The 15060-nt window shown below is 53.0% G+C and carries 9 protein-coding genes; all 9 read left to right on the top strand.

Annotated elements, in window-relative coordinates; genetic code table 11:
• Positions 1 to 208 precede the first annotated feature (208 nt).
• The 9 genes from BB497_02170 to BB497_02130 all read left to right on the top strand — a co-directional run bounded on the left by BB497_02170 (position 209) and on the right by BB497_02130 (position 15057).
• Positions 209 to 1603, top strand: coding sequence for a flagellar hook protein (locus BB497_02170; GenBank protein ID AVI61593.1), 1395 nt, complete (start codon positions 209 to 211; stop codon positions 1601 to 1603).
• Positions 1604 to 1805: 202 nt separating this feature from the next.
• The gene (locus tag BB497_02165; GenBank protein AVI61592.1) at positions 1806 to 3035 is read left to right on the top strand and encodes a flagellin; all 1230 of its coding nucleotides are present in this window, start codon (positions 1806 to 1808) and stop codon (positions 3033 to 3035) included.
• A gap of 294 nt (positions 3036 to 3329) precedes the next feature.
• Positions 3330 to 5804, top strand: coding sequence for a hypothetical protein (locus BB497_02160; protein AVI61591.1), 2475 nt, complete (start codon positions 3330 to 3332; stop codon positions 5802 to 5804).
• Between the two features lie 465 nt (positions 5805 to 6269).
• Positions 6270 to 6473 carry a hypothetical protein gene (locus BB497_02155; protein AVI64229.1) on the top strand — a complete coding sequence of 68 codons (204 nt, stop codon included), beginning with the start codon at positions 6270 to 6272 and terminating at the stop codon, positions 6471 to 6473.
• Between the two features lie 120 nt (positions 6474 to 6593).
• Entirely contained in the window at positions 6594 to 6947 is a 354-nt protein-coding gene (locus tag BB497_02150; protein ID AVI61590.1) for a hypothetical protein, read from the top strand.
• Positions 6948 to 7293: 346 nt separating this feature from the next.
• Complete coding sequence (locus tag BB497_02145; protein ID AVI61589.1) at positions 7294 to 9798, top strand: PAS domain S-box protein; 2505 nt, start codon at positions 7294 to 7296, stop codon at positions 9796 to 9798.
• A 98-nt stretch (positions 9799 to 9896) separates the two neighbouring features.
• Positions 9897 to 11612 (top strand): hypothetical protein, encoded by a 1716-nt coding sequence (locus tag BB497_02140; GenBank protein ID AVI64228.1) that lies wholly within the window; start codon positions 9897 to 9899, stop codon positions 11610 to 11612.
• A 148-nt stretch (positions 11613 to 11760) separates the two neighbouring features.
• Positions 11761 to 12972 carry a hypothetical protein gene (locus BB497_02135; protein ID AVI61588.1) on the top strand — a complete coding sequence of 404 codons (1212 nt, stop codon included), beginning with the start codon at positions 11761 to 11763 and terminating at the stop codon, positions 12970 to 12972.
• 405 nt (positions 12973 to 13377) lie between these two features.
• Positions 13378 to 15057 (top strand): NAD-dependent malic enzyme, encoded by a 1680-nt coding sequence (locus BB497_02130; GenBank protein AVI61587.1) that lies wholly within the window; start codon positions 13378 to 13380, stop codon positions 15055 to 15057.
• The last annotated feature ends 3 nt before the right edge of the window (positions 15058 to 15060 follow it).

The raw sequence follows: 15060 nt of genomic DNA, 5'->3' as shown, positions 1-15060 counted from the left end.
GCCTGCACCAAGCAGGCGTTTTTGTTAGATAAACCTCCTGCCTTCTTTGAAAGCTCGAAAAAGCGCTAAAGTTGTGCGCTGTTCTGCCGATAAATAGTATATCTATTTTATGGGGGCGCTGAGTATCACTGCGCGCGCCCGTTCGGTTGTTTAAAAATGGCTTGTTTAAACTAGCCATGGTTTAGCTTTTGCACTGAGGAAATCCCGCATGGCGACAATAACCTCTCTTGGCGTTGGTTCTGGCCTTGACCTAACAGGGCTGCTTGATCAGCTTCAGGAAGCCGAGCGGGGCAAGCTTGCGCCGATTACGCTTCAGAAAAAACAGCAGCAGGCGAAAATTTCCGCGTTTGGCCAGCTGCAAACGTCGCTGAATGCGTTTCAAGACTCAGTTGCGAAAATTAACGACCCCAAACTGTACCAAAGCCTTTCCGCCAGCGTGCGGGGCGATGCCGTTAAAGCCACCACCACTGCCAGCGCACTGCCGGGCAGCTACCGGGTGGAAGTGAGCCAGCTTGCCACCTCCGGTACGCTGGCCTCTAGCAGAATTACCGAAGGAAAAGATGAAGCGCTAGACCTGCAAGGCGCCACCGCGATGCGGCTCAATTTTGGTAGCGGCGATTCCGTGGATATCGATATTGCCCCCGGCAGCAGCCTTTCCGCGATTCGTGATGCCATTAACGCCAACAAAGAAGCCGGTGTTAACGCAACCATCATCAACGACGGCCAAGGCTACCGGCTGGCGCTAAGTTCTAAAGAGACGGGGGCCGATGCTTCCATTGATAGCTTTAGCTTTATTGATGCTGACAAGCAGCCAGTGACCGGCCCCTTCACGGAAGGAGCGAACACCCAGAATGGTGGTAAAGATGCCGTCCTAAAAGTAAACGGCATTACCATTACCAGCGCTAAAAACCAGATTGAAGGCGCGATTCAGGGGGTGACCCTAAACCTTTCAGAGTTGAGCCTGGGCGAAGATGAAACCGCCACCAGTACCATTAACGTAGAGCGCGATACGCTAAAACAGCGCGAGGCCATTAATGGCTTTGTAAAAGCCTATAACGACTTAAAAAGCACCATAGGCAAACTCACTAGCTTTAGCGGTGACAGCGAAACCGCTGGCGAGTTAGTCGGCGATAGCACCGTGCGCACCATCGAAAGCCGCCTGCGTAGTGTGCTGACGAGCGGCGTGGAGGGGGGGGAGCTTTCTACCCTTAGCCAGCTTGGGATTACCCTGCAGCGGGATGGCACGCTAAAGGCAGATGATGCCAAGCTAAACGATTTAGTCGCCAATAACCCCCAAGCGCTAAGCGACTTTTTTGCCGGTGAGAAAAAAGGCAGTGGGCTGGCAGGTAAACTCGGCACCAGTATTGAACAAATGCTGGGCAATAATGGCGTAGTTAAACTGGCAATAAGCGGCGCAGAAAACCGTGTAAAAAGCCTAGATGACCGCTTTGAGCGCATGGAAAAAAGTATTGAAAGCACCATTGCCCGCTACCGCAGGCAGTTCAGCCAGCTAGACGGCATGATCGCCCAGATGAACAGCATGAGCGACTACCTGACTCAGCAGTTCGATGCGCTAGATAACCAGCTGGGCCGCAGAAGGTAATCTGCAGCGGCATAACGTACAGCAAAACACCCAAAAGGCGGCGTAAGCCGCCTTTTCTCATCCTACAGTTACCAACTTTTACATTATTTTTTACTACTTCCCCTAAAGATTCCCATCGCTGGGCCGTTAATAGATATAACGGCACGAACAGTGGCCGAAAAGCGGGCCTTCTAGGCCAGTGTCCAAGAAAGGAGAATCACCCATGTCAGTGATCAATACCAACATCACATCGATGATCGGCCAGTCCAACCTGAACAAGAGCCAAAACGCTCTGCAGACTTCCATGGAGCGTCTGTCGTCAGGTCTGCGCATCAACAGCGCCAAGGATGATGCGGCAGGCCAAGCCATCGCCAACCGCATGACTGCACAGATCAATGGTCTTGCTCAGGCACAGCGTAACGCTAACGATGGTATTTCCATCGCGCAAACCGCTGAAGGTGGTCTGAACCAGATCAACGACAACGTTCAGCGTATTCGTGAGCTGTCTGTCCAAGCAGCTAACGGCACCAACTCTCAGGATGACTTACAGTCCATTCAAGACGAAATTGGTCAGCGTTTGAACGAGATTGATCGTATTTCTCGCGAAACTGACTTCAATGGCACTAACGTACTGGCGCAAGACCAGCAGCTGGCTATTCAGGTTGGCTCCGAAGATGGTCAGCGCATTAGTGTTGGCCTTCAGGAAATCAATGCTCAAACACTTGGCCTGGGCTCTTTCAACGTGACTGGCCCTGCAGCAGTCAGTGATGCTGCAACTACTATTGATTTTGAGGCCGACGCTGCGGGTATTTCCGCAGAAAATACTGCCATTACCCGTTTCTTTGGTGCAACTACTGAAGTTGAAACAATCGCTCTAGACACTGATGATTTCGCTGATGACCTGTCCGCACGATTAGGCGTTGCTGCTACTAGTGTAGCGCCTACTGCTGAAGCGCAAATGGACGATAAAGGCAACTTATTTGCAGAAGTTGTAATTACTGCTGCTGATGCGACTGAAGTTGATAACCTAGCAGCGCGCGGGATTAATGTCACTCAGGGCGAAGCAACTAGTTTCTATATTGCGCTTGATCCTTCAGAAGGTACTGTAGCTGGTGACACCATCACGTTTGAACTAGATGGTGATGAGGTTGCTTTTTCTGATCTAACACAGGGTGGAACGACTGACCCGCTTGCTACTTTAGATACGGCGCTAAATCAGATTGACAGCCTTCGTTCTGAGCTGGGTGCTGTTCAAAACCGTTTCGAAGATGCCATCACTAACCTGAACACCAACGAGACTAACCTCTCTGCTGCCCGTTCGCGTATTGAAGATGCTGACTACGCAGTAGAAGTCGCCAACATGACCCGCGCGCAGATTCTGCAGCAGGCTGGCACTTCCGTTCTGGCTCAGGCCAACCAGATTCCGCAGAACGTTCTTTCTCTGCTGGGTTAATTTGAGGCTTGGCCTTGGTAGGGAAATTTCTCTATCGCTAAGCAGTACAATGAACCGGCTCCCTATGGGGGTCGGTTTTTTTATTGGTTCGATATTGATGTGAGGTAGCTATGACCGATGATGACCACCAGCGCGTCATTGGTGATACTCAACCTATGGTAATCGCTCATAAATTTCACTTCGTCATTTAGTTATATTGTGCCTAAACGCGCTTTTTTTTAACGTTCGCTAAAGTTATAGCTCATTAGGCCGTTAACTAGTTATCGTTATGTATCATGGAAGAAGAAAAGCGCTATGGCCGTCATCAACACCAATCTCACCTCACTGGTTAGCCAGCAACATTTGGGCAAATCTAAAAATGCACTTGCCACCAGCATGGAGCGGCTCTCCTCTGGCTTGCGCATTAATAGCGCGAAGGATGATGCGGCGGGGCAGGCGATAGGCAACCGGCTTCAGGCTCAGCGTACGGGGCTCGGCCAAGCTGCCCGCAATGCTAATGATGGTGTCTCGCTTTCGCAAACGGCCCACGGTGTTCTAGACCGTATTAACGACAAGCTGCAACGCATTCGTGAGCTAACGGTGCAAGGCCTTAATGGTACAAACCAAACGCGTGATAGCGATGCCATTCAGGCAGAGATCAACTTCAACCTGCAAGAAATAGATCGGCTAGCGGAAACAGCGAACTATAACGGCATTCCATTGATGACAGGGCAGGCAGGTAGTATTCCGCTGCAGGTGGGGGCAAACGATGGCCAAAATTTAGGCGTTGACCTAAGCCCACCTGGGTTTAGCGTGGAGGCGTTAGGGTTAGAAGGGCTTAATGTTGCTGGTATTGACGGCGAAGTTACGGAGCGCAACACTTTGCGTGGTGTCGCCCGCGATATTCCGCTGTATGATCTTGATACGTCACTTAGCTTTGCTGCTGGTACCGAACAACCACTCTACTTTTCAAATAACTTTGGCTATTACACTAGCGATGGTAGTGGTGGCTTTTCACGGGTAACAGTAACGGCTTCGCATAATACTGCCACGGACACCAGCCAGGTATCTATCGGTTCACCGCGACCAATTTTCGCTAGTACGCTTGAAACTGAAGCAGTCTCATTGCCAGAGCTTCCTGCGAATCAACGGCTTATTCAACAAGACGATACCTACTATCTTGAAGAGCGCCTAGCGGATGGCAGTTTAAGCTATCGGCGGGCGGGTTTTGCGCTCAGCTATGAAGAAACGACGGTGACGGGCACGCGTCCTGACGGTTCCATTGGGCCAGTGCGTGCTTATCCTGTTGAGGCAACGTTAGAGCCTTCAACCACCGTTGAAGCAGGCGCCTATACGAATATTGCTGATGAATTTTCGTTTGGGGGTGAAACCTACAGTTTGTCAGGGGCTACAAGTGTTAGCTATGTATCGTCTGGGGGGAGCGCACTACTTCCCGCCGAGCTGACTGAGGATAGTAGCGGCGAACTCTATATTCGCGCAGAGATTAGCGGTGAGGAGCGTTTTTTTCAGGTAGACAGTATCTCTGCAAGTGACCGGTTGGTATTCGCGTCTAACGCGAGCGCAATTGTTCCAGAGGTAGATGATTCCTTTTCTCCGATAGTTGGTGACTTTACGTTTGGTGGTGAAACGTACTCCACTAGCGGAGTGGAACTTGCGTTTTCAGAATCCAGTGGCGTTTTAGTGCGCGATCAAAATGATGAACTGTTTGTAAGAACGGGCAGCTCCAGTGCGAATTATGAATACTTTGAGCTTACCGGTGTTACGCCGGAGCAAGACTTAGAACTGCAAGCTGACTCTCAAGGCTTTGCCGGTATTAATCTGTCAGGGTTGCCTACGATTATAGATCCAGAAACGCCGGCGACAGACTTATCGGCGTTGGATACAAGCAACATAACGTTCAATGGCGATTTTAATGGATTAGATTCTTTAGCCATCGTGCAGCGTGAGACTGATGGGCAGTGGATGATACGTGGCCAACAGGCTGATGGCAGTCAGGCATATTTTGAAGCTGATCTTGAAGTAACGATTGATGCTAATGGCGATGCGGTTGCAGCGACTGCGACAGCAACACAACCGGAACCAGATATCCTTGGTCTCGCAAGTCATGAGCGAGACCGAGTTAGCGGTTACTCTGAAATAACGATTGATCCAAGGAACGTAAGTGTCCAGTACACTGATGCGAAAGGCCAACAGTTTGAAGATGTGCTGCGCCAAGGCGAAGACGGCAACTACTATTTTAGCTTACCCGGAGAAAGTGCTGTAATCGGGGGGTATAAAACCGCCACGCTGGTTGACTTGGAGGGAACCAATGAGGTGGTTCTTAGAACTTCAAACGGCAATGCTGAAGTATTGGTTTACTATCCAAGCAATGTTAATAGCGGTAACAACTTTAGTATTGTTGCGCTAACCGATGCTGATGGCTTTGACGATGATGGCGTGCCTCATACTCGTCTACAAATTCGTGAAAATGGCGAAGATTTTAGACTACGCGTACCACGTAACCCACTCGCGGCCTTAGATAAAGCTATCGGTATGGTGGATTCAAAACGCAGCTACTTGGGCGCAACAGAAAACCGCCTTGCCTCGTTAATTGAAGGTAACCAGCTAACTGCCATCAATTTAGGTGCCGCCCAATCCCGCATTATGGATGCCGATTATGCAGTGGAAATGGCCAATATGACGCGCTCACAAATCTTGCAGCAGGCCGGTAATAGTATGTTGGCGCAGGCAAATGTCATCCCGGAATCCGTTTTGGCACTGCTTGATTAAGTAAAAACTATGCGCCTGGTTTTGACACCCTGCTGGGGCTTTCCGACACTGCTATCCGCGAGTGCATCCTGGATGCCACAACCATCGAGCACTGGGTGTTGCGCGTTCTAAGGTTGTAATGGGCATGGAGATTGGCGCTACGGTTATTGATGCTATCGACATTGAAAACGTAATGGATGAATGCAATAACACTTGGCTGGTTTATTTCATATTGATAGACGGCTCGTGTGATATGTATAGCACTTAACAAGGATGGAGGAGTGACAGCGCAGATGTGTGGCTTTGAATATCGGGATGGCTACTTGCGGATGGCTACTTGCTGTAGGAAGTAGAGATTGATTACCTGTTTAGCAAAGGCCGCCATGGTTGGCCGTGCCAAGAACGGTAGTCAAAAGATCAGTAGTGGTTGGTTACACTTGCTTGCCGACCTTTTTTCACATTGGCACCTTTTGGCTTCAGAAATTGATTACAAACAATGAACAACAACGCGTGATTGATGAGCTGCAGGCACTGATTGATGATACCCAATCTACGCTCACTCGCTTTGAAGACACAGGCATGGATGAGCTGATGCCGGAGGATTACAACAAGCTTCTTGAGATGCTGGATAACGCTATTAAACAGCAGCGGGAACATACCCTGGCGATGCTGGCTCACGCTAATCTTTAAGTGCAGTGAAATATGCTGCCATTCTTCTTCTAATCGCCCATTCACACGCCAACCGACGGTGCTACGCTAATTTTTTTATCCACTGAAATTAGCCTTTAAGCTAGCTTCATAGGGAGTACCGTGAAGCCCACCACCACCACTACCATTTCTGCTTTAGAGGTCGTTAACGACCTGATCCCGAAGCTGAATGCGGTCGAACATCATATTGAGCAGATGATTAACGCGGTGCTGGAGACTAGCTCGGTGCCTAACCAGATTGAACGCTATACCAAGCTTCAAGTGGAGTTTCAGCTTGAACTCACCATGATTCGTATGAACCTATCGCACCTGCTAAAACGCTACCGCCATGAGCTTGAAACAGTAATGAACGACAGCCGCCAGGATGTGCTGTTCACTCTTGATGCCTATGAAGCGATGGCGGTAGAGAACGCTAAGCAGCTTTATGATCGCGTACAGCGCTTACCGCAAGGTTAACTCTAGGCCGCTATCTCTCTTGGTTTTATTGGTGACATTATTGGCGCGCTTAGGTGGCACGTTAGGTGGTGCCAAGCATGCCACCGCCCATCACCCTGTTGAGAATTAACACTCGTATTACTGGTAAGGCAAAGGTTTAACCTTGCGTTGATGAATCGGTTTTCAGCGGCTCAGTGGGTTCTGTATAAAGGGGCGTTAGCGGCACTTTTCTGATGTTACAGAGGGTGAGGCTATGCCCTATTTTGCCACGCAAGGTATAAGAGGCTGCCCTTAGTCGGGGTGAAAGTGAGGTGAATTAAGGCATTACAAAAGTAGCTATCTAAAGCCCTTATCAGAAAGGTTCTTCATGCCCATTGTGTCTAACCTGCTCGTTGATCCCTCTGCGTTAAATGCTGTTCAAGGTCATTACATACCCCACTTAGTGCTCCTGTCATGGGTGATCGCCCTTGCGGCCTGCTACGCCGGTTTAGATATCATTAAATTAGTGGGTAAGGCCCAGCGGGCAAGCTGGCGGCGAATATGGCTGCTAGCAGGCGCTAGCGTAATGGGGTTGGGCGTTTGGAGTATGCATTTTATTGGCATGCACGCCTATCGGTTGGATTTCCCCGTCTCCCATGCGCCGCTACTCACGGCGCTCTCTATTTTTCCAGCGATACTGGGTAGTTTAGGGGCCATGGCCGTGCTCTCCCGGGAGGCACTGCCCCACCGCGCGGTGGTGTGGGCTGGGGCGGGGCTTGGGCTGGGTATTGGCATTATGCACTACACCGGCATGGCCGCCATGCAACTGCCTGCCACCCTTTACTACGCGGTTGACCTCTTTCTGCTCTCATTAGCCGTGGCCGTAGGGCTGGGGGTGCTCACCGTTTATGCCTATCGCCTATGCCGCCAGGAGTGGGGCATGCAGCGTTCGCGACGCTGCGCATTTATCGCCGCGCTGTGTGCTTCGGTGGCTATTTGTGGGATGCACTACGTGGCCATGGGGGCTGCGTGGTTTGTGCCTCAAGTGGGAGCGCACACAGAGGAGGCCGTTGAGCATGCGGGCCTCATTTACCTGATTGGCGGTATGGCGCTGTTTATTGCTTTACTCACGTTGACGGCAAGCTGGGTGCGGCGGCGTTTAGATGCCAGCGAGCGTCACGAACACATGACCCGGACGCGCTTATTGGAGGTGCTTTCTGCACTGCAGGACGGGGTTGTACTGTTTGATCATAGCGCCCGTATTCGCCTTTGCAACGCCGCGTTTGAACGCTTGTTAGGGCTTGATGCTGAGCACTCCCTCGGCTTTTCTCTACGCCAGCTTGCTTACAGCGATGATAGCCACTCGCTGAATACGCAAATTCAACACTCCCTTGCCTCTCAGGGGGAGTGGCGAGGGTTAATTCAGGCGCGCCACCGCGATGGCCGGCGCTTTCCAGCGTGGCTTAGCGTTAGCCGAGTCACTTACGCAAACAGTGATGAGTGGGACTATGTGGCCCTGCTAAGCGACCGCACCGAAGAGCAACAGGCCGCGCAGCGCATCCGTTATTTGGCGTACCACGATTCGCTAACAGAGCTGCCTAATCGCCGTGCGCTACAGGAGCGGTTAGCAGAGTGTGGGCACTCCAACGCCGCGCCGCATCGGTTAGCGCTGTTAGTACTGTTCGATATTGACCGCTTTAAAGTGCTTAACGATAGTCTTGGTCAAGATGTGGGCGATGAACTGCTGCGCCAGTTGTCACAGCGGCTGCAGCATGGGGCTTGCCCGGGCCAATTTGTGGCGCGTTTGGATGGCAATGAGTTTGCGCTGCTTACATCGCTTCCCCTTACATCGATGGAAATCGCCGAACAGGCTGCGCGACGTTTGACCGATGAGCGCTTAGCGACGCTTACCGCTGACTATCAGCTACACGGCCACACCTACCCCTGCCGCTTTAACGTGGGAATGTTGATTTTCTCGCCGAAACAGCAGGAGGGCGCTGCACTGCTGTTTAAGCGCGCAGGGTTGGCGCTGGTGGAGGCGAAGCGCCAGCGCGACGGAAAACCGAGCCTGTTCTGCACCGCCTTTGAGCGTGAATTAGAGGAGCGGCATACGCTTGAGCGTGAGCTTCGCTATGCCATCGGCCACGGCGAGCTTCTTCTTCACCTTCAGCCCCAGGTAGATGCTAGTGGGCGTTCGCAGGGTGCCGAAGCGTTGGTGCGCTGGCAACACCCGGCGCGGGGGCAGATATCGCCTGGGAGTTTTATCCCTATCGCAGAAGAGACCGGTTTGATTCTGCCGTTGGGGCACTGGGTGCTTAGGGAGGGCTGCCGGATATTAGGTGAATGGCAGCATGACCCGCGTTATCGGGACATTAAGCTTTCCATCAATGTGAGCGTTCGGCAGTTTCAGCAGCCTGACTTTGTCGATCAGGTTATCGCTGCAATGAATCAGTTCACGGCGCCTGCAAAGCTTCTCACGCTGGAACTCACCGAATCGCTGCTGCTCAGCGACCCGGCAGGCACTATTGCTAAGATGTCTCAGCTGCGCAAGTTGGGGGTGCGTTTTGCACTAGATGATTTTGGCACAGGGTACTCGTCACTGGCGTATTTACAGTCATTGCCATTGGATACGCTTAAAATCGATATCGCCTTTGTGCGCGATTTAACGCGGGATATGCAGGCCACGCCCATTGCAGCCACCATTATCGCCTTAGCGAAAAGCTTAAACCTGTCGGTAATTGCCGAAGGGGTAGAAACCGAAGAGCAGCGAGAGGTGCTAGCCGGGCTGGGGTGTAGCGCCTATCAAGGTTATCTGTTTGGGCGCCCGGTGCCTATTGAGCACTTTAACCCTGCCCTGTTCAGTGCTAACTACGCCGATAGTTCAATACGTTAGTATGAGGTTTTCTTAACCTATTGCAGTCACAAAATGATAAAGTGCATAACAAAAATTAGATGCTTATTGTGCTTAGGAAGGACGACTGAATGGACACAATGCTTCAGGGCGGCTCCAGCAACATCGCCGAATTAGCGCTGCTCAAACGTTACTGGGCGGCGTTTATGCAATCCCGCGAAGCAATTCTATTTTTTAAGCACGGACGTCTTGTTGACGCTAACCCCTCTGCGTTGGCGCTATTGGCTATTGAAGATCGTGCCCAGTTGCTTGCGTTGGATATCCTCTGTTTCTCACCGCCAACACAGCCCAGTGGCCAGTGCAGTGAAGCGCTGGGCAATGCCTATATTCAGCAAGCGTTTAGCAAAGGCGAAATGGCGCTGGAGTGGTGGCTTCGCGACCTCAATGGTAGGGAGTTTCCGGCGGAGATTATGCTTTCCCGGCTGAAACTGCCGGATGGCGTTGTCTTACAGGCCACGATTCGCGACATCAGCGAGCGTGAGGCCCAGCGTAATGCGCTGTTACAGCGAGAGAAAGACCTGCTTGATGTGCACCGTATTGCCCAGATAGGTAATTGGGTGTCTGATTTTGAGAGCGGCGAGATATGCTGGTGCGAGCAGGTCTATCACATCTTTGGCCGCCCCCGTGATGAGCCGATAACCCACGATCTATTTCTACTAACAGTGCACCCGGATGACCGGGAGCGGGTGCAGGCAGCGTTTAATCGCGCCATGCGAGGGGCGCCTTATGAGGTGATACACCGCATTGTGCGCCCGGATGGGCAGGAGCGCACGGTTCATGAGCGGGGCCAGATAGAGTTCGACCCACACGGTCGGGCACTTAGGATGCTAGGCTCCGTGCAGGATATAACCGAACAAACCAACCTTGAGAATAACTTGCGCCGTTTAGTGGCGATTCTCGACAGCACCTCCGACCTCATCACGATGCATGGCCCGGACGGCGCCATGCTGTATATGAACAACGCCGGACGGCGCTTTCATGGCCTGCCCACCACGTGTGTGAAAAAAGACGATGACCTACAGTGCGGTTGGCAGCGTTATGGCTTGCCTGAAGAGACAGGCAGTCTTTCAGCGACCATTCGCCGCTTTCATCCAGAGTGGGCGGCGCAGCGCATTGAGCAGGAGGCCTTGCCAACCGCTCTGCGCGACGGCCTTTGGCAAGGCGAGACGGCGCTGTTAACCTCTTCAGGTGAGGAAGTGCCTGTTTCCCAGGTCATTATTGTTCATTACGATGATAGTGGCCGGGTCGCGCAGACATCCTCGATGATCCGCGATATTTCCGCGCAAAAACGCCTAGAAGCGCAGCTTGCGCACAGTGCTGTTACCGACCACCTGACGGGCATTTATAACCGTAAACGTTTCGATGAGGAAGTCGATAAAGCCCTCGCTAGGCGTCGGCGTAGTGGGGTTAACACGGCGCTGATCTTGCTGGATATCGACCACTTTAAGTTAGTCAACGATACCTACGGCCACGATGTGGGCGACCAGGTGCTGATTGACATCACTCGGCTACTTCAGCAACACCTGCGGGTGCAAGACTTGCTTGCCCGCTGGGGTGGTGAGGAGTTCGTCATGCTGTTGTCTGATACGACCCTCGCTGATGGGTTCCAGCTAGCAGAGCGCTTACGGCAGTTAATCGCTGAGCACACTTTTAGCGCAGGAGCGATTACGGCTAGTTTAGGCGTTACCCTGTTACATGCTGACGATACCCCTTCCCAGTGCATTAAGCGGCTGGATCTCGCCTTATATCAAGCAAAGCGTGCTGGGCGCAACCAGGTGGTCGAAGCGGTAGTGTGAGGGGGAAGTATATTCTTTTTTGATATATGCACTGTTAGATAAAGAATTTCCAGCGGTCTGCTGCCAGCGGTAGGCTTTAACGATTATACCATTGAGCCAAGCGCCTGCTTTTCTAGCAGGCGCTTTTGGCGTTTCGAGAAGGTGAATTATGGCTATAACCTCTGCAGCGGTTTCCACGAACTATCGTGTGCCGCTACTCGCCACGGCGGCGATTGTGTTGGGAGCGTTGGTCATTGGCGTGGTGTTTAGCGCCAATACGGGCCTGCTTATGATTGTGGGTGGCCTACTAGGCATGGTGCTATACCATGCGGCGTTTGGCTTTACCGCTGCATGGCGGGTGTTTATCACTGAGCGCCGCGGGCGTGGCCTTCGCGCCCAAATGATCATGCTGGCCATTGCGGTGGTGCTGTTTTTCCCGGCGCTGGGTGCGGGCACGCTGTTTGGTACCGAGGTACGCGGCTTTGTCTCACCTATTGGTATTTCGGTACTGTTTGGGGCGTTTATCTTTGGGGTGGGGATGCAGTTAGGCGGCGGCTGTGCGTCGGGCACGCTGTTCACCGCCGGTGGCGGTAATGCCCGCATGCTCATTACGCTGCTGTTCTTTATTGTTGGTTCGGTGATTGGTTCTGCGCATTTTGCATGGTGGCAAAGCTTGCCTGCGTTTCAACCCGTATCGCTGGTGAATGTGGCGGGTGTCGGCGGCGGAATCAGCATCAGCCTGGTGCTGTTTGCGGCCATTGCTGTGTTTACGGTGATTATGGAAAAACGCCGCCACGGGCAGTTAGAGCAGGCGCCGATGATTGATAAGCCCGGCGTAGAGCGGTGGCTTACCGGCCCGTGGCCGTTGGTGGCCGGTGCGGTAGCACTGGCACTGCTGAACTTCGCAACGCTGGCACTGGCGGGGCGCCCATGGGGCATTACGGCAGCCTTTGCGCTGTGGGGGGCTAAAGGCTTTGAGCTAGTGGGTGGCGATGTTAGCCAGTGGGGCTATTGGCAAGCGCCGGGCAACGCCGCCGCGTTAGAAGCCAGCGTGTGGAGCGACATTACCACGGTAATGAACGTAGGCATTATGCTGGGGGCGCTGGCGGCGGCAAGCTTGGCAGGCCGTTTTGCACCTAACTTCCGTATCCCGTTTAAATCCGTACTGGCCGCCGTGATTGGCGGCATTCTGCTGGGCTACGGGGCACGCTTAGCGTTTGGCTGCAACATTGGCGCTTACTTCAGTGGTATTGCGTCCGGCAGCTTGCATGGCTGGGTATGGATGGTTGCGGCTTTCGCCGGGAATATGGTGGGGGTTAAGCTGCGCCCGTTTTTCTTTGACGGCGTGGAAGGGCGCAAGCCTGTTGCCAAAAGCTGTTAATGCCTAATACCGCGTGATTGTTGATTAACGTGGCGATGTTAATGCCCCGGCGCGGTTCCTAACCGACAGCGCTGGGGCATTTTCGTTTAAACGGGGGGCGCCATAGTGGGATGACCAGTTTAGCCGAGTGATTCTGTACAGCGCAGTGTGTGCCGGGGCAGGCTAATCGTATGTTTTGTGAGTAAAAAATAAAGAGCGGGAGCAGTGGTGGGTGCTTGACGTTTGCACTGCTAGTCACACAGGCATAGATGCTGTTGTAAAAATACAACATTGGCTACGTTAAACACCTCTCCGTGGTACATTACTACATTTGGTGGCACTGTCGGCGCTTTGTTGCTGTGCAGTAAAGCGCCGACAGTGCCAGCATGAAACACAGTGTATCGATATATAAAGTAGAGAGCGCTCATGACCACCCCAAATAAACGCCCCTTGTACCTTCCTTACGCTGGTCCTTCTTTACTCGAAATGCCGCTATTGAACAAAGGCAGCGCGTTTACTCAAGAAGAGCGGCTGGCCTTTAATTTGATGGGTTTACTGCCCCAAAAAGTAGAAACCATTGATGACCAGCTAGAGCGGGCGTACCGCCAGTACCAGCAGTGCAATAGCGACCTTGAAAAGCATATTCATCTGCGCGCTATCCAAGACGATAACGAAACGCTTTACTTCCGTTTGGTTTCTCAGCACTTAGAAGAGATGCTGCCGATTATCTATACGCCTACGGTGGGGAAGGCGTGCCAGGAGTTCTCTAACATTTACCGCAACCACCGGGGGCTGTTTATCAGCTATCCGGATCGCGAGTATTTGGATGATATTCTGCGCAGTGCCACCAAAGATAACGTCAAAGTGATCGTGGTGACCGATGGCGAGCGGATTCTAGGCTTAGGTGACCAGGGTATCGGCGGCATGGGAATCCCCATTGGTAAGCTGGCGCTGTATACCGCCTGCGGCGGCATTAGCCCGGCGTATACACTGCCGATCATGATTGATGTGGGCACCAATAATAAAGCACTGCTGGATGACCCGATGTATATGGGCTGGCGCCATGAGCGGGTAGGGCAAGAAGAGTACGACGCCTTTATGGCGGAGTTTATTACCGCTGTGAAACGTCGTTGGCCTAACGTGCTACTGCAGTTTGAGGATTTCGCCCAGGCCAACGCGGTGCCACTGCTGGAGCGCTACCGTGATGAGCTATGCTGCTTCAACGACGATGTGCAGGGCACCGCTTCTGTGGTGGTGGGCACCCTGATGGCGGCATGCCAGGCCCGTGAAGAAACGATCGCCCAGCAGCGTGTGGTGTTTGTCGGCGGCGGTTCAGCGGGCTGCGGCATTGCTGAGCAGGTGATTGTGTCGATGCAAGCCGAGGGGTTGACGGAAAGCGAGGCGCGCGCACGCATTTTTGTCGTTGATCGTGAAGGCTTAATGACATCGGATCAGTCTTGGCAGCGGGATTTCCAACGCCGCTTAGCCCACGACCCTGGGTTAGTGGCTGGCTGGAACGGCCAAGGCTTGGAAGAGACCATCGCTCACATTAAACCGACGGTGTTGATTGGCGTATGTGGCCAGCGGGGCATCTTCACCGAGCAGGTGGTGCGCACCATGCATGCGGGCTGCGAGCACCCGGTCATTATGCCGCTTTCGAACCCCACCTCTCAGGCAGAGGCCGTCCCCGAAGACGTTATTCGCTGGACCGATGGCCAAGCACTGGTCGCCACCGGTAGCCCCTTTGCGCCGGTGGTGCATAACGGGCGCACTTACCCCATCGCCCAGTGCAACAATGCCTATATTTTCCCCGGCATTGGCCTGGGTGTAGTGGCAGCGCGCGCGAGCCGTGTTACGGATGAGATGTTAATGAGCGCTTCCCGTGCGCTTGCACGCGAGGCGCCGATTGTTAAAGAGGGTAAAGGTGCGCTGTTGCCGCCGCTGTCGCGTATCCGCGATATCAGTAAATCGATTGCTTTTGAGGTGGCGGCGCAAGCACAGCAAAACGGCGTGGCGCTCAAAACCAGCGGTACGGAGCTGCGTGAGCGGATTGAAAGCGCGAGCTGGTCGCCGGAGTACCGTACCTACCGCCGTCGCGCGTTCTAATTG

The sequence above is a fragment of the Halomonas sp. GFAJ-1 genome, assembly GCA_002966495.1.
Classification (GTDB): Bacteria; Pseudomonadota; Gammaproteobacteria; order Pseudomonadales; family Halomonadaceae; genus Vreelandella.
This window is presented reverse-complemented; position numbering and strand designations above follow the sequence as displayed.